The following is a 24,685-nucleotide window of genomic DNA, read 5'->3' on the forward strand; positions in this document are numbered from 1 at the left end:
GACCCGCCTTCGGACGAAGTCCCCGACTACGCTCGAAGCACCGCGTTCTCCAGGAAGGTCACGACATGCCCGTCACCCCCGCAGCCCTCGCCCACGCCGAGGACCTCGCCGACTTCGTCGCCGCCTCGCCCTCGAGCTACCACGCGGCGGCCGAGGTCGCTCGACGACTGGAGGAATCGGGGTTCACGCGGCTGCAGGAGGAAGATGAATGGCCTCTTCAGCCCGGTGGGCGCTTCGTGGTCGTGCGCGACGGCGCGGCGATCGCCTGGGTCGTGCCGTCGGGCGCCGCGACCACCACGCCGGTGCAGATCTTCGGCGCGCACACCGACTCCCCCGGGTTCAAGCTCAAGCCGCAGCCGACCACCGGTTCGCGGGGCTGGCTGCAGGCTGCAGTCGAGGTGTACGGCGGACCGCTGTTGAACTCCTGGCTCGACCGCGAGCTGCGCCTCGCCGGGCGACTGGCGCTGGCCGACGGCCGTGTCGTGCTGGCGGACACCGGCGCCCTGCTGCGCCTGCCGCAGCTCGCGATCCACCTCGATCGCGGCGTCAACAACGGGTTGGCCCTCGACAAGCAGACCGAGACGCAGCCCGTGTGGGGGCTGGGCGACCCGACCGAGGCCGACATCCTCGCCGAACTCGCCGCAGCGGCCGACGTGGCAGCGTCCGAGATCCGCGGATACGACGTGGTCGTCGCCGACTCCGCACGCGGCGCGGTGTTCGGCAAGGACGACGCGTTCTTCGCCTCCGGCCGTCTCGACGACCTCGCCTCGGTGCACGCCGGCGTGGTCGCACTCGCGACGCACGAACCGTCCGCGGGCGCACCGATCGCGGTGCTCGCCGCGTTCGACCACGAGGAGCTCGGCTCGGAGTCCCGTTCCGGGGCCGCCGGCCCCTTCCTCGAAGACGTGCTCGAGCGCGTGTACTCGAGGCTGGGCGCCGATGGATCCGCGCGCCGTCAGGCGTATGCCTCGTCGTGGTGCCTGTCGAGCGACGTCGGACACTCGGTGCACCCGAACTACGCCGCCAAGCACGACCCCGTGGTGCAGCCGGTGCTCGGCTCGGGACCGATCCTGAAGATCAACGCCAACCAGCGCTATGCGACGGATGCGATCGGCACGGCGTCATGGCGGAGCTGGTGCGAGCGCGCAGGCGTCGCGACGCAGGAGTTCGTGTCGAACAACAGCGTGCCGTGCGGCTCGACGATCGGCCCGATCACGGCGACCCGCCTCGGCATCCGCACGGTCGACGTGGGCATCCCCATCCTCTCGATGCACTCCGCACGAGAGCTCGCCGGGGTCTCCGACCTGCACGATCTGGCCCGCACCGCGCAGTCATTCTTCGCCGGCTGAGCACGCGGGCGGTTCCGGCCCACGCGAAGTCCGCCCGGCCGCGCCCCCGCAGTGCCAGGATGTGAGCATGACGGACATCAAGCCGGCCCTCATCGAGCGTGCGGGCATCGAGATCATCCCCGAATCCGAGCGCACCGCGAAGCCTCGTGACCTGTTCTGGCCGTGGTTCGCGGCGAACGTCTCGGTGTTCGGCATGTCGTACGGCTCGTTCGTGCTGGGCTTCGGCATCTCGTTCTGGCAGGCGACGCTCGTCTCGATCATCGGCATCGTGGTGTCGTTCCTGCTGTGCGGGCTCATCGCGATCGCCGGCAAGCGCGGCTCGGCGCCCACCATGGTGCTCTCCCGCGCGGCGTTCGGCGTGCAGGGCCAGAAGGTTCCGGGGATCGTCTCGTGGCTGACCTCGATCGGCTGGGAGACGTTCCTCGCGATCATGGCGGTACTCGCCACCGCGACCGTCATCACGCAACTCGGCGGTGACGGCGACAGCATCTGGCTGCGCATCGTCGCGACCGTCATCGTCGCAGCGCTGATCGTGACCGCCTCCGTGCTCGGCTATCACACGATCATGAAGCTGCAGTCGGTGCTCACGTGGATCACCGGCGTGGTCACCGTGGTCTACATCGTCCTCGCGGCGCCGGCGATCGACTTCTCCGCCGTGCTGGCCCGCCCCGACGGCGGTGTCGGTCAGGTGATCGGCGCGCTCGTGATGGTGATGACCGGATTCGGGCTCGGCTGGATCAACATCGCCGCCGACTGGTCGAGGTACCAGAAGCGCACGGCGTCCGACGGGGCGATCGTCGCCTGGAACACGATCGGCGGCTCCGTGGCACCCGTGATCCTCGTGGTGTTCGGCCTGCTGCTCGGCGGCTCCGACGAAGACCTCATGAACGCGATCGCCGCCGACCCGATCGGCGCGCTCGCCTCGATCCTTCCTCCCTGGGTACTCGTGCCGTTCCTGCTGACGGCCGTGCTCGCGCTCGTCTCGGGCGCGGTGCTGGGCATCTACTCCTCCGGGCTCACCCTGCTCAGCCTCGGCATCCGCATCCCGCGCCCGTCGGCGGCCGCGATCGACGGCGTGATCCTGACGCTCGGCACGATCTTCGTGGTGTTCTTCGCGACCGACTTCCTGGGGCCGTTCCAGAGCTTCCTGATCACGCTCGGTGTGCCGCTCGCCTCGTGGGCCGGCATCCTGATCGCCGACATCCTGCGCCGCCGGAAGGACTATGACGAAGAGGCCCTGTTCGATCAGAACGGTCGTTACGGCGCGTGGGACTGGACATCGATCGCTACCCTGGTCGTCACGAGCGTGATCGGTTGGGGCCTGGTCGTGAACAACTTCGCCGAGGATGCCGCGTGGAACAACTGGCAGGGCTACCTGCTGTTCCTCATCGGCGGCAGGGACGGCGAGTGGGCATACGCGAACCTCGGGGTGTTCTTCGCGCTGGTGCTGTCGTTCCTCGTGACCTACGTCGCCAGGGCCGCGAAGATCCGGCGCCAGGAGGCCGTGTGAAAGCTCCGGCGGCCGGGGACACCTGGCTCGTGGTGAGCGATCCGCAGGCGATCTTCGCCTCGCCGGAGTCTGCGTGGGGTTCACCTTTCTTCGCCGAGGCGATGCCGAGCATCCGCGCCCTGGCGGAGGCGTTCGGCGACCGCGTGCTCGTGACGCGCTGGGTGCCGACCGCCGATCGGTCCACCTCCTGGGGCGACTACTTCGCAGCCTGGCCGTTCGCCGACCAGCCGCCGGGCGACCCGCTGTTCGCCCTGGTGCCCGAAGCGATCGACCTCTCCCCGCATCCGAGCCTCGACCTGCCGACGTTCGGCAAGTGGGGCCCCGAGCTCGAAGCCGTGGTCGGTCGCGGAGGGCGCCTGGTGCTCGCCGGGGTCTCGACGGACTGCTGCGTGATCTCGACGGCTCTGGCCGCGGCCGACGCGGGTGCGCACGTCACGATCGCCGCCGATGCCTGCGCCGGCTCGACTGCGGAGAACCACGCGACTGCGCTGCACGTCATGGGACTGTATCCCCCGCAGATCACCGTGAGCGACACCGCCACCGTGCTCGGCAACCGCTGACGGCGGGCGTGGGCCTCAGTCCGAGGCTCGCACGGCGGCGGCGATGTCGGTCGGGGAGCCGTGCCAGGGCGCGCCGTGACCCGGCAGCACCCAGGAGGCCGAGACCGCGGCCAGGCGGTCGAGCGAGGCGAGCGCCTCGTCGGGCTCGTCCGTGAAGGGCGCGCGCTGCGCCCCGGTCCGTCCCGTGAGCACGTGCCGAGTGGTCAGCGCGTCGCCGACGAACACCGCGTCGACGGCCGGCACGTGCACCGCGATGCTCCCCGGCGAGTGGCCGGGCATCCCGATGACGACCGGAGCACCGGGCAGATCCAGCACGTCGCCGTCGCCGACTTCCGTGACGACCGACACGTGATGTGTGCGCAGGGCGTTCTTGCGCAGGCCGTAGGCGAAGAAGCCGAGCGTGGGCCCGATCTTCGCCGGTCCCATCGCGGTCTTCGGCTTCTCCCCGGTGCGCACACGATGGCCGTCGGCCGCATGGATGAACACCGGCACTCCCGCCTCTGTGCGCAGCCGCTCGGCGAAGCCGATGTGATCGCCGTCGCCGTGGGTGAGGACGAGTCCGCGGATGTCGGACAGCGGGCGACCGAGCGCGGCGAGTTCACGCTGGAGATCGTGCCAGTGCCCTGGCAGCCCCGCGTCGATCAGGGTGATGCCCTCGGGCAGGTCGATCAGGTACGAGGCGACGATGTCGTTGCCGAGGCGGTGCAGGTGCGGTGCGAGCTTCATGGCGGATCCTCTCGGGATGATTGCGATGGCTACGTTACGTAGCTATCATGGCTATTGTCAATAGCCATCCAGGGAGGACCCGATGCCGACACCGGAACGCACGTCCACCGACGAGATCGTCGCGGCCGGACGGGAGATCCTCGAGGTCGCGGGACCTTCGGGCCTCACGATGCAGGCGGTCGCGAACAGGGTGGGCGTCCGCGCCCCCTCGCTCTACAAGCGGGTGCGGGACCGGGATGCTCTGCACGCCGCCGTCGCCACCGCGTCGATCGAGGCGCTCACCGCGCGGCTCGAAGCCGCGGGCGACGACATCGGTGCGCTCGCTCATGCCTACCGCGACTTCGCGCACGCGCATCCGGAGGGCTTCCGGATCATGTTCACGATCGCGGCTCCGCATGACGCGCTGGAACGTTCGGCGGCACCCCTCATGCGCGCCGCCGCCTCCCTGGTCGGTGACGACGACGCGCTCGACGCCGCCCGTCTGTTCACCGCCTGGGCGACCGGCTTCCTGCAGATGGAGCTGTCCGGAGCGTTCCGACTCGGCGGCGACGTCGACCGCGCTTTCGAGTACGGCCTGCGTCGACTCATCGCCGGGATGGCCGGCTGAACCGCCACGGGTTCGATCACTGTCGCGCACCGGCATCCGCATCCGGAGTCGCGCACCGCGGGCCGCCGGGCTACTTCATCGTGTCGAGGATGCCGACGAGGTCTTCGAACGTGGTGAGGGGATTCAGGATGGCGAAGCGTGTGTTCGGACGCCCGGCATGGGAGCTGGGGACCACGAACGCCCGCTGCGAGTCGAGCAGGGCCGCCGACCATCGGTCGTAGTCGGCACGCTCCCAGCCGTCGCGCTCGAACACCACGATCGACAGCTGCGGGTCTCGCACCAGACGCAGCTCCGGACGTCGGGCGATCTCCGCGGCGATCCGTCGCGTCAGCGCGAGTCCGGCACTCACCGCCTCACGGTAGGCCGTGACCCCATAGGTCGCGACCGAGAACCACATGGGCAGGCCGCGCGGGCGACGCGTCAACTGGATGGAGTAGTCCGAGGGGCTGAACTCGTCGACGTCGGTGAGGATGTCGAGGTATTCGGCATGCTGCGTGTGCGCCCGGCGCCCGCTGTCGGGGTCGCGGTAGATCAGCGCGCAGCAGTCGAACGGTGCGAACAGCCATTTGTGCGGATCGACGATGACCGAGTCGGCGCGCTCGACGCCGGCGAAGATGTGCCGCGCTTCCGGCGCCAGCATCGCGGTGAGACCGTAGGCACCGTCGATATGCAGCCAGAAATCGAACTCGTCCTTGAGCGCCGCGATCCCCTCGATGTCGTCGACGATGCCGAAGCTGGTCGAGCCGCCGGTCGCGACGACCGCACAGATCTCGTCACCGTGCGCGAGGAGGGCTTCGCGCACGCCCTCCGCACGCAGCACGCCATCGTCGCCCGCAGGAACCAGCAGCACGTCGGCATCCATCACCTTCGCGGCCGACTTGTTCGAGGAGTGCGCCTCGACGCTGCACAGGATCTTCCATCGGGTCGGCAGCTCCTTGCCGGCCGCGATCAGCCGCGCCTTCGCCGCCTCGCGCGCGGCGACCAGTGCCGAGAGGTTGCCGATCGTGCCGCCCTGCACGAACACTCCGCCCGCGGTCTCGGGCAGCCCGAACTCGCTCGCGAGCCACGACAGCACCTCGTTCTCGGCGTGCACGGCCCCCGCGCCCTCGAGCCAGCTGCCGCCGTAGAGTCCGGATGCCGACACGACGAGGTCGAACGCGATCGCCGCCATGGTCGGCGCTGTCGGGATGAACGACAGATACAACGGGTGACTCGTGGTCAGGCACGCCGGGGCGAGGACGTGCTCGAACACGCTGAGGGCACGCGCGGCCCCGAGTCCCGCATCGGTGATCGTGGGCCCGACGAGGCGGTTCAGCTCGGCCTCGGACTGGGGCTTGTCGAGCGGCACGTCGGCGGCGAGCATGCGACGACGCGAGTAGTCGAGCACGGCGTCGACGATCGCCGTCGATTCGGGCGAGGCCGCGTGCATGCGCACAGCATCCATGGGCGTTCCTTTACTTGTCATCAGATCGGGAGTCGGCAGATCGGGTGTCGGCAGATCGGGTGTCGGGCGGTGCGGTGTCGAGCGGTGCGGTGTCGAGCACGGCCGACAGTGCACGCCTGGCCAGGTCGGCGCGGTCGCGGGGCGCCCACTTCACGAGGGAGTGCGCGTTCATTCCGTCGACCATCGCGAGCAGCAGCCACGCGGCCATGTCGGCGCGGGCGGCCGCGATCGCACCGGTCGCCGCGGCCCGGGCGAAGATCTGCTCCAGCGCGCTCTGCCACGCGTCCATCTCCTGCCGCACGCGGGCGGCGAGCGCCTCGTTGCGAGCACCGAGCGCCCACGCCTGCACCCAGATCAGGGTGACGTCGTCGCGGTCGGCGTCGAGGAGTGTCTCGATCAGGCGCAGCAGACCGGCCCGCAGCGCGGCGGGGCCGTCGGCGCCATCGAACGCGGCGATCACCTCGTCGCGCTCAGCCGCCACGATCAGCCCGAACACATCGGCGACGAACGCGTCCATCCCCGGCCGGTAGTGCGCCACGAGCGCCGGAGTCACCCCGACGCGAGCGGCGACCGCCCGCACGGTGAGGCTCTCGAGACCACTCTCGCGCGCAAGGCCGATCGCGCCGTCGAGGATCGAGTGATCGCGCTCCTCCGGCGACATCCGGCGAGCGCCCGCACCTGTTGACGTGGTCTTCATCAGGGGTTACCGTAACACCTGTTGATCGCATGTTCAATAGAAGAACCGGCAGCAGCGAGGAGATCACGATGAGCTGGCGCATGCCCACCGAGACCGCACGTCACGAGCGCACCTGGATGGCGTTCCCTGCAGAGGGCGAGACCCTCGGCGACACCGACACGGCGCGCGAAGAGGGCTACGCCACCTGGACCGCCGTCGCCCATGCGGTCGCAGAATTCGAGCCCGTGTCGATGCTGGTCGACCCGAGCGAGGTCGACAGGGCCCGGCGCATGCTCAGCAGCAGCATCGAGATCGTCGAAGCGCCGGTCGACGAGTTCTGGATGCGCGATTCCGGGCCGACGTTCGTGGTCGACGACGACCGGCCGGGAGTGCTCGGTGCGGTCGACTGGATCTTCAACGGCTGGGGTGCGCCGGAATGGGCCGAGTGGCGCAAGGCCGCGCAGCACGCGCGCATCGTCGCCGGCGCCGTCGGGGCGGAGCTCGTGAGCTCCACACTCGTGAACGAGGGCGGCGGCATCCACGTCGACGGCGAGGGCACCGTGCTGCTCACCGAGACCGTGCAGCTCGACCCTCGGCGCAACCCCTTCGCCGACAAGCAGCGGATCGAGGCCGAGATGGCCCGCACTATCGGCGCGACCAAGGCCGTGTGGCTGCCCCGTGGGCTCACTCGCGACTACGACGACTTCGGCACGAACGGCCACGTCGACATCGTCGCCACCATCGTCTCGCCCGGGCGGCTGCTGCTGCACGATCAGCAGAACCCCGAGCACCCCGACCACGCCGTCACCCGTGAGCTGCGCGCCCTGCTCTCGGAGCAGACCGATGCCGCCGGACGCCGCTTCGAGGTGATCGACCTGCCCGCACCCTCCACGCTGACGGACCAGGAGGGGCCCGTCGACTGGAGCTACGTCAACCACCTGGTCACGAACGACGGCGTGGTGGCGTGCGGCTTCGGCGACGAGAAGGCGGATGCCGCGGCGCGCGAGATCCTCGCCGACGCCTACCCCGGACGCCGGGTCGTCACGGTGGATGCGCGCCCGCTGTTCGACCGCGGCGGAGGGATCCACTGCATCACTCAGCAGCAGCCCGCCCTCGACGGAAGCCACTGATGTTCGACGTGGTGGAGGCATCCATCGCCGAGCTGCGGCGCGCCCTCGAGACCGGCGAGACGACCGCGGTCGAACTCATCGACGCCTACCTCGCGCGCATCGCCGCCTTCGACGCCCCCGGCACGGCTACGGCGCTGAACGCCGTCGTCGTCGCCAACCCGGAGGCCCGTGCCGAGGCGGCGGCATCGGATGCTCGTCGCGTCCGCGGCGAGGCCCTCGGGCCCCTCGACGGCATCCCCTACACAGCGAAGGACAGCTACCTCGTGCGCGGCCTCACCGCCGCCGCGGGAAGTCCCGCTTTCGCGGAGCTCGTGGCCCAGCGCGATGCCTTCACGATCGAGCGGCTGCGTGCGGGCGGAGCCATCTGCCTCGGGCTCACGAACATGCCTCCGATGGCGAACGGCGGCATGCAGCGTGGCGTCTACGGTCGCGCGGAGAGTCCGTACAACGCGGCCTTCCTCACAGCGCCCTTCGCCTCCGGCTCGTCGAACGGCTCCGGCACGGCGACGGCGGCGAGTTTCGCCGCTTTCGGCCTCGGCGAGGAGACCTGGTCGAGCGGCCGGGGCCCCGCGACCAACAACGCGCTGTGCGCCTACACCCCCTCACGCGGCGTGATCTCGACCCGCGGGAACTGGCCTCTCGTGCCGACCATGGACGTCGTGGTGCCGCACACCCGCTCGATGGCCGATCTGCTCGAGGTGCTCGACGTGATCGTCGCCGACGACGCCGAGACCCGCGGCGACTTCTGGCGGGCGCAGCCGTGGGTCGAGCTGCCCGCCGCATCCGCCGTCCGCCCGGAGTCGTATCGCGCCCTCGCCGCGGACACGGCGCGCACGCTCGTCGGTGCACGCATCGGTATCCCCCGCATGTACATCAATGCGGACCCGGATGCCGGCAGCACCGAGAGCCCGGGCATCGGCGGCCCCACCGGCCGGCGCATCGACACACGGGCGAGCATCATCGCGCGCTGGGAGGCCGCCCGCCGCGTCCTCACCGCTGCCGGAGCGACAGTGATCGAGGTCGACTTCCCCGTGGTGTCGAACTACGAGAGAGACCGTCCGGGGGCGCACACCATCGCGACTCGCGGCCTGGTGTCACCCGAGTACCTGCACCGCGAGATCGTCGACCTCTCGGCGTGGGCGTGGGAGGACTTCCTGCAGGCGAACGGCGACCCGGGCCTGCGCTCGCTCGCCGAGGTCGACGGCGCCAGGATCTTCCCGCATCCGGAGGGCGCGCTTCCCGACCGTTACACCGGGTTCGACGACGATATCGCCGAGTATCCGGACTGGGTGCGCCGCCATCCCGACGTCTCGTTCAGGGACATGCCCGAGCTCGAAGACGGGCTGCGCGGCCTGGAGGAGACCCGCCGCCGTGACCTCGAGGTGTGGATGGATGTGCTGCGGCTCGACGCCGTGGTCTTCCCCGCGGTCGCCGACGTGGGGCCGGCCGACATGGACGTGAACCCGGAATCCGCCGACCTCGGCTGGCGCAACGGCGTGTGGATCGCGAACGGCAACCTCGCGATACGTCACCTCGGCATCCCGACCGTCACCGTGCCGATGGGACTGATGAGCGACATCGACATGCCGATCGGGCTGACATTCGCGGGACGGGCGTACGACGACACGCGACTGCTGCGTTTCGCCTCGGCATTCGAAGCGGCAGGCGGCCCTGGCACGCGTCGCACGCCGCCGACGCGCACCCCCGCGCTCTGAAAGAGCCGCCAGCGTGACATAACACTCCTGTGACGCTCGCCACGATAGTGATATGTTCGGCGCATGCACAGCGAGAACGAACGCGCCCTCGAATCCGGTATCGTCACCGACCTCTCGGGGCGGATGACCTACGGCTCGTACCTGGCGCTCGACCAGCTGCTCACCGCGCAGCACCCGGTGAGCGCACCGCAGCACCACGACGAGATGCTGTTCATCATCCAGCACCAGACCACCGAGCTGTGGCTCAAGCAGCTGCTGCATGAGCTGTCCTCCGCTCGCGAGCTGCTCGCCCACGACTACCTGCGCGAGGCCCTGAAGCGCATCGCCAGGGTCAAGCGCATCCAAGACGTGATGACACAGCAGTGGTCGGTGCTCGCCACGCTCACCCCCACCGAGTACGCACAGTTCCGCGGGGCACTGGGCAACTCGTCGGGCTTCCAGTCCGTGCAGTACCGGGCGGTGGAGTTCGCCCTCGGCAACAAGAATGCGAAGATGCTGAGCGTCTTCGCCGACCACCCCGCCAATCTCGCTCTGCTCACCGCCGAGTGGGAGAAGCCGACCCTGTACGACGAATTCCTGCGTTTCGCCGCCCGCCGTGGGCTGCCGATCCCGAGCTCGATCCTCCAGCGCGACGTGCGCGAGCCGTACCGGGAGACCCCGGAGCTGGTGCCGGCGATCCGCGAGATCTACCAGGACCCGAGCCGGTACTGGGACCTGTACGAGGCGTGCGAAGACCTGGTCGACCTCGAGGACAACTTCCAGTTCTGGCGCTTCCGGCACCTCAAGACCGTCGCCCGGACCATCGGAATGAAGGTCGGCACCGGTGGCTCCAGCGGGGTCGGATTCCTCCAGCGCGCGCTGGACCTGACGTTCTTCCCCGAGCTCTACACCGTGCGCACCGAGATCGGCAGCTGATGAAGGCCGCGACGTTCTTCGACGGGACCGCATGGCGCGAGGGCGTCGTCGAGCTCGCCGACGGGCGCGTGCGGCTGCGCGATGAGCGCCCCACCCCCGACCTCCCCCGCATCCGCGGCGCCATCACCGGCGGATTCACCGACCACCACGTGCACCTGCAGCTCGTCGAGCACGGCCTGCTGGCAGGGTCGCGCCTCGGCCGCGTGATCGACCTCGGCGGCAACCCCCAGGTGCTGAGCCGGCTCGCCGTGCAGGCGGTCGCGATCGACTATGCCGGCGCTTTCCTGACCGCTCCGGGCGGTTACCCCTCCGACCGCGACTGGGCACCGGAGGGCTCTGTCCGCGAGATCACCGACGCGGATTCCGCCGCCGCCGCGGTCGCCGGGATGGCGGCGGCCGGAGCCACCCGCCTCAAGGTCACCAGCAACAGCGCCGCAGGACCGGTGCTCTCCGACGACCTCTTCCGCGCGATCGTGCGGGCGGCCGACGAGCACGGCCTCGCGGTCGTCGCGCATGCCGAAGGGGCGGGCGAAGCGCAGCGCGTCGTGCGTCTCGGAGCCTCCCACCTGGCCCATGCCCCGTTCACGGAGCGCCTCGACGACGCGGAGATCGTGCGCCAGGCGGCCTCGGCCTCGTGGATCTCGACGCTCGCGATCCACGAAGACCCCGAGCGCGCGATCGCGATCGACAACGTGCGCCGCTTCCACGCCGCAGGCGGGACCGTGCTCTACGGCACCGATCTGGGCAACGGGCCGATGCCGGTCGACCTGAACCCGCGCGAGATCGCCGCCCTCCGCGAAGCCGGGCTCGACGACGCCGCCCTCCTGCGCGCACTCGCACCCGGGGATCCGTTCGACCCGACCTCCGTGCTCCTCCTCTCGGGAGGACCAGCCTCGACCGCCGATCCGCTCGACGCCCGCCCCCTCACCCCCGCAGATCTGAAGGTGTGACATGACCACGACATCCGACCCCTCGCTCCTCGCGCATGCCCGCGCTCTCGACGCCGCCGATCCGCTGCGCGCCCACCTCGACGCGTTCGCCGAAGCCCCGGGCGTCACGGCCTACCTCGACGGCAACTCCCTCGGCCGACCGCTGCGCGACATGCCCGACAAGCTCGCCGCGTTCGTGCGCGACGACTGGGGAACACGGCTGATCCGCTCCTGGGACGAGCAGTGGATGGCGCTGCCGATGGAGCTCGGTGACCGCATCGGGCGGGTGGCGCTCGGTGCCGCTGCCGGGCAGACGGTCGTCGCCGATTCGACCAGCGTGCTCATCTACAAGCTCATGCGCGCCGCCGCGAGCGCCGATCCCACCCGCACCGAACTCGTGATCGAGGCCGGCAACTTCCCCACCGACCGGTTCCTCGCCGAGGGGGTGGCCGTCGAGACCGGGATGACTCTGCGCTGGCTCGAACCCGACCCGGTGCACGGGGTGACCGTCGCCGACGTCGAGGCCGTCGTCTCCGCACGCACGGCGCTGGTGTCGCTGAGCCATGTCGACTACCGCTCGGGCGCCCTGGCCGACATGCCGGGCATCACGGCTACCGCGCATGAGGCCGGAGCACTGATGATGTGGGATCTGTGCCACTCCGCCGGCGTGGTCCCGATGCAGCTCGACGAGTGGGGTGTCGACATGGCCGTCGGCTGCACCTATAAGTACTTGAACGGCGGGCCGGGCTCCCCCGCCTTCGCCTACCTCCGCCACGGACTGCAGGGTGTGCTGCGCCAGCCGATCCAGGGCTGGTGGAGCGCGGCCGACATCTTCGCGATGGGGCCGGAGTACGTACCATCGGGCGACATCCGCCAACTGCTCAGCGGCACGCCGCCGGTGACCTCGATGCTCGCGATGCAGGGCATGCTCGACCTCATCGAGCAGTCCACGGTCGAGGGAGTGCGGGCGAAGTCGCAGTCGCTGACCGATCTTGCGGTGCAGGCCTACGACGAGCTGCTCGCCCCTCTCGGCGTGCGACTGCTCAGCCCCCGCGACGCCGGGGTGCGCGGCGGTCATGTGACGATCGGCCACCCCGACTTCCGTGAGGTCACACGGCGCCTGTGGGCGGACGGCATCATCCCCGACTTCCGGTTCCCGGATGGCATCCGCCTCGGCCTCTCCCCGCTCAGCACTTCGCACGTCGAGACGGTGACCGGGGTTCTCACGGTGCGCGACGCGTTGGAGTCCGGTGATCTCTGACCCCGCCGTCGCACCCGTGCTCGACGACATCGATGCGCGCCCCGGCAGCACCGCCTCGCTGCTGCGGACGTTCATCGGCGTCTTCCTGCGCCCGCTCGGCGGATGGATCTCGACGGCCGACCTGGTCGCCTTCGCCGGCGACCTGGGCATCGAAGCGGCACAGGCACGCACGGGTGTCGCCCGCCTCAAGCAGAAGGGCCTGCTGCTCGCCTCGCGCGAAGAGCAGATCGGCTATCGCCTCAATCCCGCAGCCACCGGGATGCTGGAACGTGGGGATCGACGCATCTTCGAGATGCGGGAGATGACGGATGCCGACACCTGGTGCCTGGTGTCGTTCTCGATCCCCGAGAGCGCACGGAGCGTACGCCACCAGTTGCGTCGACGGCTGCAGTGGATCGGCGCGGGTGTCGTATCGCCGGCGCTGTGGATCTGTCCCGGCCACCTTCAGGCGGAGGTGGAGCAGATCCTCCAGGAACTCGACGTGCGCGGCTGGGCGACGCTGTTCCCGACATCCGTGCCCGTCCCCGCCGGCACGCTGATCGAGGCCGCGGCGCAGTGGTGGGACCTGGAGGCTCTGCGCGGCGAGCACCTCTCTTTCCAGGGCGCGCTCGCGACGCTGCCCGCCGAGCCGTTCGCCGCGTACGTGCAGCTGATCGACCGTTGGCGGGTGCTGCCGTACACCGACCCGGGGCTTCCTCCCTCGATGCTGCCGACCGATTGGCCCGGTCGTCGCAGCTTCGACGAGTTCGCCCGTCGGTCGGCGGAACTGGCCGCACCCGCCTGGGCGCATGTGCGCGCCCGGATCGCCTAGTTCCGTCATCCACCCCGCCGTTCCGGTCGCACCTTCTGTCGCGTGCGCGCCTCGCGGGCGACAGGAAGTGCGACCGGAGCAATCCGAAGCCGGGATCGCCTAGCCCGCCTGCCCCGCGACCTCGGCGAGGAAGCCGGCCACGTGCTCCTGCAGTCGCAGGATGCGCAGGTCGCGCGCGAACTCGCGGTCGAACCCCTGGTAGGCCAGGGGCGGCAGGATGCGGACATTGTGGTTGCAGCCGAACTCGGCGCAGGTGAGCACGCCCACGCTGTCGCCCTTGCGTCCGGCCGGCCCGGCCTTGCGCGCCACGTACAGCTGCACGTCGTTGCGGAGCGTGACGTCTTCGCACCATGAGCATTGCGCCCGCGCGATCACGCGCTGTTCGGCGCGCTGCAGGAAGACGCCGACCGGGGCGTCGTCGACCCAGCTGACGACGTAGGCCCGGCGGGGCATCCTCGGGTCAGCCCAGCCGAGGAAGTCGAGGCGATCGAAGTCGATCTCGGCGAAGCCGTGCGGCAGGGTCAGGTCGGAGACCTCCTTGCGGGAGGCGTTGAGGAAGGAGGCGCGGATGCCGCGCTCGTCGATGGGACGCATGAGAATGAGTGCTTTCGGGGTGGTCGCCGCGAGGGCGAGTCGATGGGAGGAAGGTCCCGGACGCGGATGCCGGGTACGTCACGACACCGGGGACGGGGGTTCCGCCTCCGGTGGGTCCTCAGCCTCTGTCTGCGGCGCGGAAGGCGCCTGCAGCTCCGTTCTGCGCCCCGTGGGCGCTCATCGACGACAGCACCCGGCGAGCTTACACCCGTTTGTTTCACTCCGTGTCGGCCCGCCTGGGCACAGCGCGACGGGCGTCTTAGTCTTTCCGGAACGTCCGACCAGAAGGAGACCACCGTGTCCACGCCGCTGAACCGCCTTTCGCCTCTCCCGGTGCGTGAGCGTGCGGCGTGCATGTGCAGCCACGGCGGCCGGTGCTCCTCCTTCGCCCCCGGCCATGCTCTGCACCTCATCCAGGCACGCATCGCCTCGGCGACGCCCACGGAGTGGGTCGACGCCCTGGTCGAGTCTGCCGACGCGGTATCGGGAGACCTCGTGGTGCGCACGCTCGACGGCGAAGCGCACGATCTGTGGAACGGCTCCGGCGCTGCGCTCGAAGCCGCTCCGGGCACCCCCGTCGCACTCCACGCGCGCTACGGCGTGCTGGCCGTCGGCGGCACGCCGTTCAACGTCGCAGCCGTCTGATCGCGCCCTGAGCCCGCCCCCGGTTCAGGCGCTCCGGTTCAGGCGCTCGCCATCAGCATGTCCTTCATGGCGGTGCAGGCATCCATGCAGGCCTGGCACGCCTGAGCGCACATCCGGCAGACGTCGCTCTCGTCGGCATGCCGCGCGCACGCGTCCATGCACGTCCTGCACATCGCGATGCAGGCGTTCAGCATCGCCATCATCGACGCCGGGGTCATGCCCTGCATCCGCATCATCGACCGCATCATGGTGTTGCACATGTCGGCGCAGTTCATGCACGCCGGTGAGCAGTCCATCATCTGCGTCGAGCACACCGTGCAGGCCTGCTCGCAGGCAGCGCACGCATCCATGCACGCCTGCATGACGGCCATGTCCATCATCTGCATGTCGGGCATCGACTCCATGTTCTTCGACATGGCGCCCATCATCATCGAGTCCATCGCACACCGCTTCCTTGGTCGAGGTCCGCGGGCAGGACCACCCGCCTGGCGCCAGGCTAGTCCTTCCCGGTGCATGAGTCGATGGGCGCCGAACGTTGTCATGGTGCGAGCCGATTGTCAATCCCGTGGCCGCTTCTCCGCAGGAGTGAGAGTGTCGGAAGCAATCGATCCGCCTACGAGAGGAGCCGCACATGAGTGCCGCAGACGACATCAAGAACGCCGCCGAGAAGGCCGCCGGAAAGGTCAAGGAAGGCGTCGGAAAGCTCACCGACAACGAGAAGCTCGAAGCCGAGGGCAAGGCGGATCAGGTCAAGGCCTCCGCCAAGCAGGCCGGCGAGAACGTGAAGGACGCCGCGGGCAAGGCCGGCGACAGCGTCCGGGACGCGTTCGAGAAGTAAGACGCCCCACACACCGAAGAGGTGAGGCCCGCCGAACGGCGGGCCTCACCTCGATGGGTCAGACGTGTGGAGTCGTCAGACCTTGCGGCTGCCGCTGATCGCTCGGATCAACCAGGCGATCACAGCGATCGCGAGGAGGACGAGCCCGACCCACAGGAGGAACTGGAGCGACTGCACCAGTCCTCCGGTGATCGCAAGGATCACTGCGACGACGATGACGATGATCAGGAGGATGTTCATCGGTCTTTCCCTTCTTTCGGCAGGCGCGAACGCCCGACTGTGGTGCCTCCACGCTAGCCGTGGGAAGCGTTATGCCCGAGGGGGTTGACTTACCCCCTCCGAGTGCGCGAAGGAGACGAGCACATGCCAGGAAGACGCGACAACTCGCTGAAGGATCCCGAGCTGTACGAAGAGCTGAGGAAAGACGGCGCCTCGAAGGAGAAGGCCGCGCGCATCTCGAACGCCGCGGCGAAAGAGGGGCGCAGTGCCGTGGGGCGCCGCGGCGGCGAACACGGAGACTACGAGGATTGGACCGTGCCGGAGCTGCGCGCGCGTGCGAAGGAACTCGGTCTGACCGGCTACAGCGGCAAGCGGAAATCCGAGTTGATCTCCGCGCTCAGGAATCACTGAGGCCGGGGATGGCGCGCTTCGGCATCGAGGAGGAGTTCCTCTTCCTCGATGCGCACTCGCTGGTGCCCGTGACGCTCACCGCCGGCACTCGCGAGCGCATCACGCGCCTCCGGACGGGCGGAGAGGTGACGAGAGAGTACCTGACCTCGCAGATCGAGTGCCTCACCGAGCCGGTCACGACCGCGACGGACGCCGAAGCGCAGCTGGCCCATCTGCGCGGCCTCATCGGATGGCACGCCCAGGATCAGCATGCCATCGCCGCCGGCACCGGCACCCCGTTCGCCTCCACCCGGTCCTCCGCCGTATCGCCCTCGCCGCACTACGACGACGTCGCATCGCAGCTCGGACATCTCACGCGCGACCACGAGGTCAACGGGCTGCACGTGCACGTCGAGGTCACCGACGACGAGGAGCGGGTCCGCGCCCTGAACCGGGTGCGCGGCTGGCTCCCCGTGCTGCTGGCGCTCACCGGGAACAGCCCGTTCGTGAACGGACGGGATTCCGACTTCGCCAGTTGGCGCAGCATCCTGATCCGTCGGCTGCCGTCGTCATGGGCGCCGCCATGCTTCCGCGACTACGACGACTATCGCTCGGGTGTGCAGCGTCTCATCGACGTCGGCGCGCTCACCGATGCGGCGTCGCTTTCATGGTCGGCCCGGATATCGGAGCGGTACCCGACCGTCGAGGTCCGGGTCTTCGACGCCCAACTGACGGCCGAGGACTCGGTGTCCGCCGCGCTCCTCTCCCGCGCACTCGTGCTCACCACCGATCTGCCGCTCGCCGACATCGGTGTCGACGGCATCGACGCCTCTCTGTGGACGGCGGCCCGTCGAGGGATGGACGCACGCCTGCTCGATCCGACGACCGGCGAGGCCGAAGACGCCTGGAAGCTCGCCGACCGCATGCTGTCCGCGATCGCTCCCACGCTCCGCGAACTCGGCGACGAGGATCGGGTCCGCGACGGCATGGATCGGCTGCGCACCGACGGGTCCGGTGCGCAGCGCCAGCGACGCGCCGTCGCCGAGGGCGGGACGCGTGCCCTCGGCGATCTTCTCCGCGCAGGGACAGCCGCACCGCTTCCCGCCCCCGCAGAGCAGCCTGCCTGATCTTCGCCGGCCCCGATCTTCACCGGCCCCGGCGTCCGATGACGGCGGTATGGTCGGCCTGTGGCCTCCTTCGCCCCGCTCCAGCGCCTCGTGATCTCGATCGCGGTGCTCGCGTCTTTCGTGACGTTCCTCGACGGCACGGTCGTCAACGTGGCGCTGCCCGCGATCAGTCGCGAACTCGGAGGCGGCATCACCACCCAGCAGTGGGTCGTCGACGCCTATCTGATCACTCTGAGTGCCCTGATCCTGCTGGCCGGATCGGTGTCGGACGCCTACGGCCGGGTGCTGGTGATGCGTATCGGGCTGATCGCCTTCGGCGTGGCATCCATCGCCGTGGCCGCGGCATTCGATCCACTCGTCATGATCATCGCCAGGGCCGCGCAGGGGGCCGCCGGTGCGCTGCTGGTGCCGAGCTCGCTCGCACTGATCACCGCGACCATGCGCTCCGACGTGCAGTCGAGGGCGATCGGCGTCTGGACGGCGTTCACCACGGGAGCACAGCTGGTCGGGCCGCTGCTGGGCGGATTGTTCGTCGACTACCTGTCCTGGCGCTTCGTCTTCCTCATCAACGTGATCCCGATCGGCATCACGATCCTCCTGCTCTCCCGTCTTCGTCTGCCCGAGCATCCCCGTGGCATCACGGTCGACTGGTGGAGCGGGGCGCTGTGCGCGGTCGGACTCGGCGCCGTGGTCTTCGCACTCATCGAACAGCCGAATCTGGGGTGGCAGTCGCCCGCGATCTGGATTCCGGCCGTGGCCGGCGCCGCCCTGTTCGCCCTGTTCCTGTGGCGTCAGCAGCACTCGGCGTCGCCCCTCATGCCCCTGTGGTTGTTCCGGGTGCGCGACTTCGGCTGGGGCAACCTCGCCACGTTCTTCGTGTATGCGGCTCTGTCGCTCAACGGCTTCGTGGTCGGCGTCTACCTGCAGCAGGGGGCGGGCCTCAGCGCGACCGCCGCGGGATTGGCCAGCCTGCCCATGACCATCCTGATGATCCTCGTCAGCTCGCGCGCGGGCCAGTGGGCCGGCCGGTGGGGACCGCGCATCTTCATGACGGTCGGACCGCTGCTCATGGCCGTCGGCGCCCTCATGCTGCTCCTCGTCTCGGCCGACTTCGACTACTGGTGGCAGGTGCTGCCGGCGATGATCGTGATGGGCCTCGGGCTCTCGCTCACGGTCGCTCCGCTCACGGCCGCGATCCTCGGAGCGATCGACGAGAACCACTCGGGTATCGCCTCGGCCGTCAACAACGCCGTCTCGCGTGTCGCCGGGCTGCTCGTGGTGGCGATGCTTTCGACGATCGTCGGCGGTGCGCTCGACCTCGACGGGTTCCACAGCGCGGCATGGGTCACGGCGACGCTGCTCGTGATCGGCGGCGTGGTGTCGTGGATCGGCATCCGCCGCAATCCGGCCGAACCGACACCGGCCGACGCCGCCGCGACCGGCCCCGTGCCGCGATGACCGTGGCCGCACTCGCGCGAGGCCGATGGGCCGGTCTGATCGTCGTCGGAGCGCTCGCGCTGACGGCCTGCTCCCCCGCGCCCGCGCATTCGCCTTCGTCGGGCGTCACCCTTCCGCCCTCCGGCGCGGTGCCCGACTACCAGCTGGGCGGAGCTTACGCACCGGGCCCCGAGGTCGGCATCGTCGGGCGGGACCGGAGCGCCGAGCCCGTACCCGGCGTGTACTCGATCTGCTACGTGAACGGCTTCCAGACGCAGCCGGGCGAACTCGCAGACTGGCCGCGCGATCTGCTGCTCCAGCGCGGGGGCGAGGTCGTGTTCGATCCGGACTGGCCGGACGAGGCACTGCTCGACACCTCGACCGCGGAGCATCGAGACAGGATCTCCGAGACGGTGAAGCCCTGGATCGACGAATGCGCGGATGCCGGCTTCGACGCGGTGGAATTCGACAACCTCGACTCGTACTCACGGTCCGATGGTTCCCTCTCGTTCGACGACAACCGGGCACTGGCCTCGCTCCTCGTCGATGCCGCCCACACCGCTGGGCTCGCCGCCGGGCAGAAGAACGCCGCCGAGAACGCGGCTCCGCTCCGCGCGCGGGCCGATTTCGACTTCGCCGTCACCGAGGAATGCGCCGCGTACGAGGAGTGCGAGGCCTACACGTCGGTCTACGGCGACCACGTCATCGACATCGAGTACGCCGACGAGCTCCCGCGGTCCTTCGCCGAGATGTGCGACGACGACGCCTCTCCCGCCGCGATGGTGCTCCGCGACCGCGATCTCGTCACACCGGACGACGGCGCCTACGTGTTCGAGACCTGCGGCTGAGCGATCCGGCCGCTCAGAGACCGTCGTCCTCGTGCCAGTGCTCCTGCCAGCGCCAGTCGATCGGCTCGGATGCCCGCTGATAGCGGATGTCGGTGGAGAGACGGATACGCCCCTGCGGGTCGACGTTGTCGGTGCTGGCGTGCACCACGTACGACGAGTGGACCATCACGTCGCCGGCCCGGTAGTCGGCGAGCAGCCACCGCGCATCGTGCGCCTCGGCGAGAGAAGGGAGGTCGGCCGTGATCGACGCAGCCGGGGGCCTGTCACCGCGCTCCCGCTCGGCGGCGAGGGCCCAGTGGTGGCTGCCTTCGAGATAGGTGAGACCGCCCTGCTCGACGGGACAGTCTCCCAGGGGGATCCACATCGAGAGCACGCGCTCGCTTCCCTCGCGCAGATAGACGAGGTCGTAGTGTGCCTGTGTGGCGGTGCCGATGCCCGATTCGCCCGGACGGATGTGGCGGATGATCTTGCGCCGGTGCAGGTGCACGTCATCGCCGAGGAACCATTCGAACCACCCGCGGATGTCGGGGTGTCCGGTCAGCGCCGCGTATCGCTCCCCCGGAACGATCTCGTCGAACAGGGCGGCGCGGATCTTCGCCCTGTCGATCTCTCCCTGCGCGCCGATGCCGACGGCGGGATCGGAACCGTGCTCCGTGATCCCGGTGTCCGCCATCGCCGTGAAGTAGTACTCGCGGAACGAGGCGACCAGCTGCGGATCGAGCTGCTGCGGCAGATAGAGGTAGCCGTCGCGACGCAACCGATCCCACAGCGCATCCTTGTCGCTGCGGATGGCGTCCGGCACGGGCTCCATCCTGCCCAGGCGGGACGGAGAATCGTCGAGGGTGTATCCGTTGGAGGTGAGCATGACTCCAGCGTCGGCGACACTTGGACTTCCGTCCATGGACTTTTCCGCCGGATCATTGGACTATCCGCGATGAACCGACCGCGACTTGGAGTATTCAGTCGAAGTGCGATCGGGCCTGCTGCCGGCGGAACGCCGATGGCGCGGCCCCCGTGCGCCGCCGGAAGAGTCGGGAGAAATAGGCCGCGTCCTCGTACCCGACCTGCGCGGCGATCTGGCCCACATCGAGCCTGGTCTCCGCCAGGAGCGACTGGGCCTGCGCGATGCGCACCTCGATGACCAGATCGTTCACTGTGAGCCCGGTCGCGGAACGCACGGCATCCCCCAGCTCGCGCGCGGTGAGCCCGACGGCGGCTGCCCGCTCGGCGACCGAGAGGGTCCGGGTCGCACCACGAGTGACGAGGTCGACGATGGTGGCACCGGCCGCCGCCCCTTCCGCCGGATCCGCGGCATCGAGGATGGCGAGCAAGAGCCGTTGCGTCGCGACCGATGCGGCGATCTCCGCCCGCGCCCCCACCGCGGCGACAGCCACGCAGAGCTCACGGAAGATCGCATCCGCGTCTTCGACCGGCCGGAGGAGTTTCTGCACCGGCCGGTGGCGCCCTCCCAGTCCGGTCGTCTCGAATGCCGCGAAGGGCTCGCCCTCGAACAGCACCCAGTGCTCCGACCACCCCCGGGCGTCGGAGCCGTATCCGTGACGGACTCCGGGCGTGAGCCAGATCACCGCCGGGCCCTCCACCGGCACCTGCAGGCCGCGCGGCTCGTACTCCTCGTAGGTGCCGCGCCCTTCGGAGATGTAGACGAGGCCGCGGGTCGGGAGTGCCCGCTGACGGAAAGGCGGCTGCAGGCCCGCCTGTTCCCCGGCTCCATGGCACGAGATCAGGAATCGTCGCATCGCATGGCGCGGTGAGGCGTAGTGGGACCAGGAGGCCGTCGGCGTCATCGACGTCAGCCTACTGCCGCGCCCGCAGTCCACCCCGCGCATCGCTCCGGCAGCTCCCGCGCGTGGCTCACGGAAGAGCCCACGTCAAGTCCCTGGCCGGATCCCACCGTTCCGCGCAGGATACGGAGTGTCCGCATCGATTGGGAGCTCGACACATGACCTCATCCGCCCCGGCAACCGCCCCGGCATCCGCACCAGCCCTGGCATTCTCCGACAGAGGGCCGGTGAGCCGCGCCGTGATCGCGCATCTCACCGGCGCGGAAGACGCCGGCGACCACACCACCCTCGCCGAGGAGGTCGTCGCGGCGAGCGCCGACGTCGTCCGCGACGACGACGTCCAGCTCGCCCTGTTCGTGCTCTACGCCTCCGCCTACGGATCGCTCCCGCAGCTCGATCCCGATCGGGAGTGGGATCCCGCGCTCCTCGCGACCCGGCGCCTGCTCGAAGCGGCCTTCGAGGGCGAGCTGCGCGGGAAGGTGCCGATGCCTGACCTCCCGGAGCCGACGGTGGATGCCGTCGGTCGAGCGCTCTTCGCGCTCGCGGGCGCCGATTCCGGACCGAGTCTCTCGCGGTACTTCGCGAAGAAGGCCACCGAGGCGCAGGCGCAGGAGATGCTCATCCAGCGTTCGGCCTACACACTGCGCGAGGCGGACCCGCACTCCTGGGCGATTCCTCGATTGGACGGACGCGCCAAGGCGGCGCTCGTCGAGATCCAGTCCGACGAGTACGGCGGCGGACGCCCGCATCGCGTGCATGCCACCCTCTTCGCGCGAGCGATGCGTGCGGCCGGTCTCGATGACACCTACGGCGCATACATCGACGATCTGCCCGCCGTCACGCTCGCGTCACTCAACATGATGTCGATGTTCGGGCTCAATCGCCGCCTGGTCGGTTCGATCGTCGGACACCTGGCCGCCTACGAGATGACCTCGTCGATTCCCTGCCGCCTGTACGCCGACGGTCTGCGCCGGCTGGGGTTCGCCCCCGATGTCACCGAGTACTTCGACGAGCACGTCGAGGCCGACGCGGTGCACGAGCAGATCGCCGCCCGAGACCTCGCCGGCAGCCTCGCCGAGGACCGCCCGGAGCTCCTGCCCGACATCATGTTCGGTGCCGCCGCCGGCCTCACGATGGACGGGTGGGGCGGGGCGCACATCCTGGAGTCCTGGTCCGCGGGTGTCTCATCCCTCCGCGAACGGACACCGTCGTGAGCGGCGAGGAGCGCGCGACGATCACGCCTTACCCCGACGGCCCGCTGCTCGTGCGGGGTGAGATCGATCTGCGCACGGCCGACGGCGAGCGGATCGCACCGCACCGCCGCACGGTCGCACTGTGCCGCTGCGGCCTCTCGGCGCTCAAGCCCTTCTGCGACGGCACCCACAAGGCGGCGGGCTTCCGCACCGACGACTGAGGCTGCCTCCGCGGCTCGGCGCCAGCGCGTCATCGCGTCATCGCGTCAAGAGCGGATCGATACCCACCGCCAGGAACAGCACCGCGAGATAGACGATCGACGCGCGGAAGACGAGCATGGGGCGCAGCTCCGCACCGCGCCGGTCGCGCACGCGCATGCGGTACGCAGAGAAGAGGAAACCCGCCCCCGCGGCGAGTGCCGTCATCACGTACAGTCCACTGACCTCGGCGACGAACGGGAGGGCCAGCGAGCACACGACCGTCGCCACGGCGAACCCGATCACCCTGACGGCGACATAGGCCGGGGCGCGCGTCGCACCGAGCATCGGCACTCCCGCACGCCGGTAGTCGTCCCGGTACCGGATCGAGAGCGGCCAGTAGTGCGCCGGAGTCCAGAAGAAGACCACGAGGAACAGCACGACGGCCGGCCATTCGATGCCGCCTCGCACCGCGCTCCAGCCGACGAGCACGGGAACGCACCCCGCGACACCGCCCCAGACCACGTTGTGCTCGGTGCGACGCTTCAGCAGTACCGTGTAGAACGCCACGTAGAGCACGAGTCCCGCTGTCGAGAGCGCAGCGGGCAACGGACCGACCAGGGTCAGCATCCACACGACGGAGCCTGCGGCGAGCACCCACGCGAAGGTCAGCCCAGCCCGCGGTGAGACGATGCCGGTGACCAGCGGGCGCTGAGCCGTCCGTTCCATCAGCGCGTCGCTCTCCCGCTCGATGTACATGTTGAACGCGCCGGCGGACCCGGCACTCAGCGCCCCGCCGATGAGCACCGCCGCCATCAGACCCAGATCGGGCAGGCCATCGGCAGCGAACACCATGACCGGGATCGTGGTGACGAGGAGGAGCTCGAGGATGCGGGGCTTGGTGAGTTCGACGTACGCGCGCAGGGTCTGCAGCACGCGCGTTCAGCCCTCGGGCCAGTAGTAGCTGTCCGGGAGCGCGCGGGCTCCGAAGATCGCCTGCCCCACGCGCACGCAGGTCGCCCCCTCTTCGACGGCGATCTCGTAGTCGCCCGACATGCCCATCGACAGCTCGCCCGCACCGATCAGGTCGGGGGCGTCTTCTCTGGCCTGATCTCGCAGCGTGCGCAGCAGGGAGAAGCACTCACGTACGCGGGTGTCGTCGGGGGTGAGGATGGCGAGCGTCATCAGGCCCCGCACCCGCAGCGTCCCGTAGGAGGGAAGCGCCTCCAGGAATGCCGGGAGCTCTTCGGGGGGCATCCCGAACTTCGAGTCCTCGGCCGAGGTGTTCACCTGCACGAAGACGTCGAGGCTGCGACCCGCGGCCTGGAGACGCCGATCGAGCGCCTCGGCGACGCGCAGCCGGTCGAGAGCCTGGAACTCCGCAGCGAATGCGGCGACGTCTCTCGCCTTGTTGGTCTGCAGGTGTCCGATGATCGACCACGACACATCGAGGTCGGCGGTCTCGCCGTTCTTGCGCACCGCCTCCTGCACCTTGTTCTCGCCCAGCAGGCGCATACCCGACTGGATCGCGACCCGGACGCGATCGGTCGGAACGGTCTTGCTCACCGGCAGCAGCGTCACCTCGTCCGGGTCACGGCCCGCTCGGTGCGCCGCCGCGGCGATGCGTGCTTCCACGCCCGCGAGGTTGCGCCGGAAGTCCTCGACGGTGAACGCCGTGGGATAGCGGTCGTCGGAGCCGACCGGTGCTTCCATTTTTGACATAGGTCAAACTGTAACATAGTCTTAGGCCGATTCGACCGG

Annotated in this window: 28 protein-coding genes; 18 read left to right on the top strand and 10 right to left on the bottom strand. The window is 69.6% G+C overall.

Features of this window, described 5'->3' with window-relative positions; all coding sequences use genetic code 11:
• Positions 1-65 precede the first annotated feature (65 nt).
• The 3 genes from MicroSTF_RS08565 to MicroSTF_RS08575 all read left to right on the top strand — a co-directional run bounded on the left by MicroSTF_RS08565 (position 66) and on the right by MicroSTF_RS08575 (position 3,419).
• The gene (locus MicroSTF_RS08565) at positions 66-1,349 is read left to right on the top strand and encodes a M18 family aminopeptidase (protein WP_297555659.1); all 1,284 of its coding nucleotides are present in this window, start codon (positions 66-68) and stop codon (positions 1,347-1,349) included.
• A gap of 67 nt (positions 1,350-1,416) precedes the next feature.
• A complete protein-coding gene (locus tag MicroSTF_RS08570; protein ID WP_322954960.1) occupies positions 1,417-2,859 on the top strand; it encodes a purine-cytosine permease family protein in 1,443 nt (480 codons plus the stop codon).
• The gene (locus MicroSTF_RS08575; protein ID WP_322954963.1) at positions 2,856-3,419 is read left to right on the top strand and encodes an isochorismatase family protein; all 564 of its coding nucleotides are present in this window, start codon (positions 2,856-2,858) and stop codon (positions 3,417-3,419) included. The genes MicroSTF_RS08570 and MicroSTF_RS08575 overlap by 4 nt, the downstream gene beginning before the upstream one ends.
• A gap of 15 nt (positions 3,420-3,434) precedes the next feature.
• On the opposite strand, the gene MicroSTF_RS08580 is transcribed toward MicroSTF_RS08575, so the two are convergent.
• Positions 3,435-4,145, bottom strand: coding sequence for an MBL fold metallo-hydrolase (locus MicroSTF_RS08580; RefSeq protein WP_029267514.1), 711 nt, complete (start codon positions 4,143-4,145; stop codon positions 3,435-3,437).
• Positions 4,146-4,227: 82 nt separating this feature from the next.
• On the opposite strand from MicroSTF_RS08580, the gene MicroSTF_RS08585 reads away from it, so the two are divergent.
• Positions 4,228-4,752, top strand: a complete 525-nt coding sequence (locus MicroSTF_RS08585) for a TetR/AcrR family transcriptional regulator (RefSeq protein ID WP_297555653.1) — start codon at positions 4,228-4,230, stop codon at positions 4,750-4,752.
• A 70-nt stretch (positions 4,753-4,822) separates the two neighbouring features.
• On the opposite strand, the gene MicroSTF_RS08590 is transcribed toward MicroSTF_RS08585, so the two are convergent.
• Both MicroSTF_RS08590 and MicroSTF_RS08595 read right to left on the bottom strand, forming a co-directional pair.
• Complete coding sequence (locus tag MicroSTF_RS08590) at positions 4,823-6,196, bottom strand: pyridoxal phosphate-dependent decarboxylase family protein (protein WP_322954967.1); 1,374 nt, start codon at positions 6,194-6,196, stop codon at positions 4,823-4,825.
• Between the two features lie 10 nt (positions 6,197-6,206).
• Positions 6,207-6,893, bottom strand: a complete 687-nt coding sequence (locus MicroSTF_RS08595; RefSeq protein WP_297555651.1) for a TetR/AcrR family transcriptional regulator — start codon at positions 6,891-6,893, stop codon at positions 6,207-6,209.
• 68 nt (positions 6,894-6,961) lie between these two features.
• Between MicroSTF_RS08595 and MicroSTF_RS08600 the strand changes: the two genes are divergently transcribed.
• The 6 genes from MicroSTF_RS08600 (at position 6,962) to MicroSTF_RS08625 (ending at position 13,633) form a co-directional block, all read left to right on the top strand.
• Complete coding sequence (locus MicroSTF_RS08600) at positions 6,962-8,002, top strand: agmatine deiminase family protein (RefSeq protein WP_021201225.1); 1,041 nt, start codon at positions 6,962-6,964, stop codon at positions 8,000-8,002.
• On the top strand, positions 8,002-9,717 hold the full coding sequence (locus MicroSTF_RS08605) for an amidase (protein WP_322954971.1): 1,716 nt from the start codon (positions 8,002-8,004) through the stop codon (positions 9,715-9,717). Before MicroSTF_RS08600 ends, MicroSTF_RS08605 begins: the two co-directional genes overlap by 1 nt.
• Before the next feature lie 63 nt (positions 9,718-9,780).
• Positions 9,781-10,632 (top strand): tryptophan 2,3-dioxygenase, encoded by an 852-nt coding sequence (locus MicroSTF_RS08610; RefSeq protein ID WP_322954973.1) that lies wholly within the window; start codon positions 9,781-9,783, stop codon positions 10,630-10,632.
• A complete protein-coding gene (locus MicroSTF_RS08615) occupies positions 10,632-11,582 on the top strand; it encodes a hydrolase (RefSeq protein WP_322954975.1) in 951 nt (316 codons plus the stop codon). The genes MicroSTF_RS08610 and MicroSTF_RS08615 overlap by 1 nt, the downstream gene beginning before the upstream one ends.
• A 1-nt stretch (position 11,583) precedes the next feature.
• On the top strand, positions 11,584-12,822 hold the full coding sequence (locus MicroSTF_RS08620) for a kynureninase (protein WP_322954977.1): 1,239 nt from the start codon (positions 11,584-11,586) through the stop codon (positions 12,820-12,822).
• Complete coding sequence (locus MicroSTF_RS08625; protein ID WP_322954979.1) at positions 12,812-13,633, top strand: PaaX family transcriptional regulator C-terminal domain-containing protein; 822 nt, start codon at positions 12,812-12,814, stop codon at positions 13,631-13,633. The genes MicroSTF_RS08620 and MicroSTF_RS08625 overlap by 11 nt, the downstream gene beginning before the upstream one ends.
• Positions 13,634-13,732: 99 nt before the next feature.
• Here MicroSTF_RS08625 and MicroSTF_RS08630 read toward each other — a convergent pair whose 3' ends face one another.
• Entirely contained in the window at positions 13,733-14,227 is a 495-nt protein-coding gene (locus MicroSTF_RS08630; RefSeq protein WP_167255505.1) for an FBP domain-containing protein, read from the bottom strand.
• A 297-nt stretch (positions 14,228-14,524) separates the two neighbouring features.
• Between MicroSTF_RS08630 and MicroSTF_RS08635 the strand changes: the two genes are divergently transcribed.
• Positions 14,525-14,872, top strand: a complete 348-nt coding sequence (locus tag MicroSTF_RS08635) for a hypothetical protein (protein ID WP_136024471.1) — start codon at positions 14,525-14,527, stop codon at positions 14,870-14,872.
• Positions 14,873-14,910: 38 nt separating this feature from the next.
• On the opposite strand, the gene MicroSTF_RS08640 is transcribed toward MicroSTF_RS08635, so the two are convergent.
• Positions 14,911-15,312, bottom strand: a complete 402-nt coding sequence (locus MicroSTF_RS08640) for a hypothetical protein (protein WP_029259953.1) — start codon at positions 15,310-15,312, stop codon at positions 14,911-14,913.
• Between the two features lie 191 nt (positions 15,313-15,503).
• Here MicroSTF_RS08640 and MicroSTF_RS08645 point away from each other — a divergent pair, with 191 nt between their 5' ends.
• Positions 15,504-15,710, top strand: coding sequence for a CsbD family protein (locus MicroSTF_RS08645; protein WP_017829324.1), 207 nt, complete (start codon positions 15,504-15,506; stop codon positions 15,708-15,710).
• 75 nt (positions 15,711-15,785) lie between these two features.
• Here MicroSTF_RS08645 and MicroSTF_RS08650 read toward each other — a convergent pair whose 3' ends face one another.
• A complete protein-coding gene (locus MicroSTF_RS08650) occupies positions 15,786-15,950 on the bottom strand; it encodes a hypothetical protein (protein WP_017201713.1) in 165 nt (54 codons plus the stop codon).
• A gap of 123 nt (positions 15,951-16,073) precedes the next feature.
• Here MicroSTF_RS08650 and MicroSTF_RS08655 point away from each other — a divergent pair, with 123 nt between their 5' ends.
• From MicroSTF_RS08655 to MicroSTF_RS08670, 4 genes are read left to right on the top strand one after another with little or no spacing between them, the layout of a single operon-like run.
• The gene (locus tag MicroSTF_RS08655) at positions 16,074-16,340 is read left to right on the top strand and encodes a Rho termination factor N-terminal domain-containing protein (protein ID WP_021201234.1); all 267 of its coding nucleotides are present in this window, start codon (positions 16,074-16,076) and stop codon (positions 16,338-16,340) included.
• An 8-nt stretch (positions 16,341-16,348) separates the two neighbouring features.
• The gene (locus MicroSTF_RS08660; protein ID WP_322954992.1) at positions 16,349-17,446 is read left to right on the top strand and encodes a carboxylate-amine ligase; all 1,098 of its coding nucleotides are present in this window, start codon (positions 16,349-16,351) and stop codon (positions 17,444-17,446) included.
• 60 nt (positions 17,447-17,506) lie between these two features.
• Positions 17,507-18,904, top strand: a complete 1,398-nt coding sequence (locus tag MicroSTF_RS08665) for an MFS transporter (RefSeq protein WP_322954993.1) — start codon at positions 17,507-17,509, stop codon at positions 18,902-18,904.
• Positions 18,901-19,731, top strand: a complete 831-nt coding sequence (locus MicroSTF_RS08670; RefSeq protein WP_322954994.1) for an endo alpha-1,4 polygalactosaminidase — start codon at positions 18,901-18,903, stop codon at positions 19,729-19,731. Before MicroSTF_RS08665 ends, MicroSTF_RS08670 begins: the two co-directional genes overlap by 4 nt.
• 13 nt (positions 19,732-19,744) lie before the next feature.
• On the opposite strand, the gene MicroSTF_RS08675 is transcribed toward MicroSTF_RS08670, so the two are convergent.
• Positions 19,745-20,596 carry a phytanoyl-CoA dioxygenase family protein gene (locus MicroSTF_RS08675; RefSeq protein WP_322954997.1) on the bottom strand — a complete coding sequence of 284 codons (852 nt, stop codon included), beginning with the start codon at positions 20,594-20,596 and terminating at the stop codon, positions 19,745-19,747.
• A 94-nt stretch (positions 20,597-20,690) separates the two neighbouring features.
• A complete protein-coding gene (locus MicroSTF_RS08680; protein ID WP_322954998.1) occupies positions 20,691-21,536 on the bottom strand; it encodes an AraC family transcriptional regulator in 846 nt (281 codons plus the stop codon).
• 155 nt (positions 21,537-21,691) lie between these two features.
• On the opposite strand from MicroSTF_RS08680, the gene MicroSTF_RS08685 reads away from it, so the two are divergent.
• A complete protein-coding gene (locus tag MicroSTF_RS08685; protein WP_297555632.1) occupies positions 21,692-22,747 on the top strand; it encodes an iron-containing redox enzyme family protein in 1,056 nt (351 codons plus the stop codon).
• Positions 22,744-22,947, top strand: a complete 204-nt coding sequence (locus tag MicroSTF_RS08690; RefSeq protein ID WP_297555630.1) for a CDGSH iron-sulfur domain-containing protein — start codon at positions 22,744-22,746, stop codon at positions 22,945-22,947. Before MicroSTF_RS08685 ends, MicroSTF_RS08690 begins: the two co-directional genes overlap by 4 nt.
• A gap of 37 nt (positions 22,948-22,984) precedes the next feature.
• Here MicroSTF_RS08690 and MicroSTF_RS08695 read toward each other — a convergent pair whose 3' ends face one another.
• Both MicroSTF_RS08695 and MicroSTF_RS08700 read right to left on the bottom strand, forming a co-directional pair.
• A complete protein-coding gene (locus tag MicroSTF_RS08695) occupies positions 22,985-23,860 on the bottom strand; it encodes a heme o synthase (protein ID WP_322955000.1) in 876 nt (291 codons plus the stop codon).
• Between the two features lie 6 nt (positions 23,861-23,866).
• Positions 23,867-24,646, bottom strand: coding sequence for a YggS family pyridoxal phosphate-dependent enzyme (locus tag MicroSTF_RS08700; RefSeq protein ID WP_051668098.1), 780 nt, complete (start codon positions 24,644-24,646; stop codon positions 23,867-23,869).
• Between the last annotated feature and the right edge of the window lie 39 nt (positions 24,647-24,685).

It is taken from the genome of Microbacterium sp. STF-2 (genome assembly GCF_034650155.1).
In the GTDB taxonomy this organism is placed as follows: domain Bacteria; phylum Actinomycetota; class Actinomycetes; order Actinomycetales; family Microbacteriaceae; genus Microbacterium; species Microbacterium maritypicum_A.

Bases quoted from the DNA above. Each gene is read 5' to 3' on its own strand.
- MicroSTF_RS08660 (WP_322954992.1), top strand. From the start codon at position 16,349: ATGGCGCGCTTCGGCATCGAGGAGGAGTTCCTCTTCCTCGATGCGCAC.
- MicroSTF_RS08580 (WP_029267514.1), bottom strand. From the start codon at position 4,145: ATGAAGCTCGCACCGCACCTGCACCGCCTCGGCAACGACATCGTCGCC.
- MicroSTF_RS08670 (WP_322954994.1), top strand. From the start codon at position 18,901: ATGACCGTGGCCGCACTCGCGCGAGGCCGATGGGCCGGTCTGATCGTC.
- MicroSTF_RS08620 (WP_322954977.1), top strand. From the start codon at position 11,584: ATGACCACGACATCCGACCCCTCGCTCCTCGCGCATGCCCGCGCTCTC.
- MicroSTF_RS08585 (WP_297555653.1), top strand. From the start codon at position 4,228: ATGCCGACACCGGAACGCACGTCCACCGACGAGATCGTCGCGGCCGGA.
- MicroSTF_RS08640 (WP_029259953.1), bottom strand. From the start codon at position 15,312: ATGGACTCGATGATGATGGGCGCCATGTCGAAGAACATGGAGTCGATG.
- MicroSTF_RS08675 (WP_322954997.1), bottom strand. From the start codon at position 20,596: ATGCTCACCTCCAACGGATACACCCTCGACGATTCTCCGTCCCGCCTG.
- MicroSTF_RS08615 (WP_322954975.1), top strand. From the start codon at position 10,632: ATGAAGGCCGCGACGTTCTTCGACGGGACCGCATGGCGCGAGGGCGTC.
- MicroSTF_RS08655 (WP_021201234.1), top strand. From the start codon at position 16,074: ATGCCAGGAAGACGCGACAACTCGCTGAAGGATCCCGAGCTGTACGAA.
- MicroSTF_RS08680 (WP_322954998.1), bottom strand. From the start codon at position 21,536: ATGACGCCGACGGCCTCCTGGTCCCACTACGCCTCACCGCGCCATGCG.
- MicroSTF_RS08650 (WP_017201713.1), bottom strand. From the start codon at position 15,950: ATGAACATCCTCCTGATCATCGTCATCGTCGTCGCAGTGATCCTTGCG.
- MicroSTF_RS08565 (WP_297555659.1), top strand. From the start codon at position 66: ATGCCCGTCACCCCCGCAGCCCTCGCCCACGCCGAGGACCTCGCCGAC.
- MicroSTF_RS08570 (WP_322954960.1), top strand. From the start codon at position 1,417: ATGACGGACATCAAGCCGGCCCTCATCGAGCGTGCGGGCATCGAGATC.
- MicroSTF_RS08685 (WP_297555632.1), top strand. From the start codon at position 21,692: ATGACCTCATCCGCCCCGGCAACCGCCCCGGCATCCGCACCAGCCCTG.
- MicroSTF_RS08645 (WP_017829324.1), top strand. From the start codon at position 15,504: ATGAGTGCCGCAGACGACATCAAGAACGCCGCCGAGAAGGCCGCCGGA.
- MicroSTF_RS08600 (WP_021201225.1), top strand. From the start codon at position 6,962: ATGAGCTGGCGCATGCCCACCGAGACCGCACGTCACGAGCGCACCTGG.
- MicroSTF_RS08610 (WP_322954973.1), top strand. From the start codon at position 9,781: ATGCACAGCGAGAACGAACGCGCCCTCGAATCCGGTATCGTCACCGAC.
- MicroSTF_RS08595 (WP_297555651.1), bottom strand. From the start codon at position 6,893: ATGAAGACCACGTCAACAGGTGCGGGCGCTCGCCGGATGTCGCCGGAG.
- MicroSTF_RS08630 (WP_167255505.1), bottom strand. From the start codon at position 14,227: ATGCGTCCCATCGACGAGCGCGGCATCCGCGCCTCCTTCCTCAACGCC.
- MicroSTF_RS08590 (WP_322954967.1), bottom strand. From the start codon at position 6,196: ATGGATGCTGTGCGCATGCACGCGGCCTCGCCCGAATCGACGGCGATC.
- MicroSTF_RS08700 (WP_051668098.1), bottom strand. From the start codon at position 24,646: ATGTCAAAAATGGAAGCACCGGTCGGCTCCGACGACCGCTATCCCACG.
- MicroSTF_RS08605 (WP_322954971.1), top strand. From the start codon at position 8,002: ATGTTCGACGTGGTGGAGGCATCCATCGCCGAGCTGCGGCGCGCCCTC.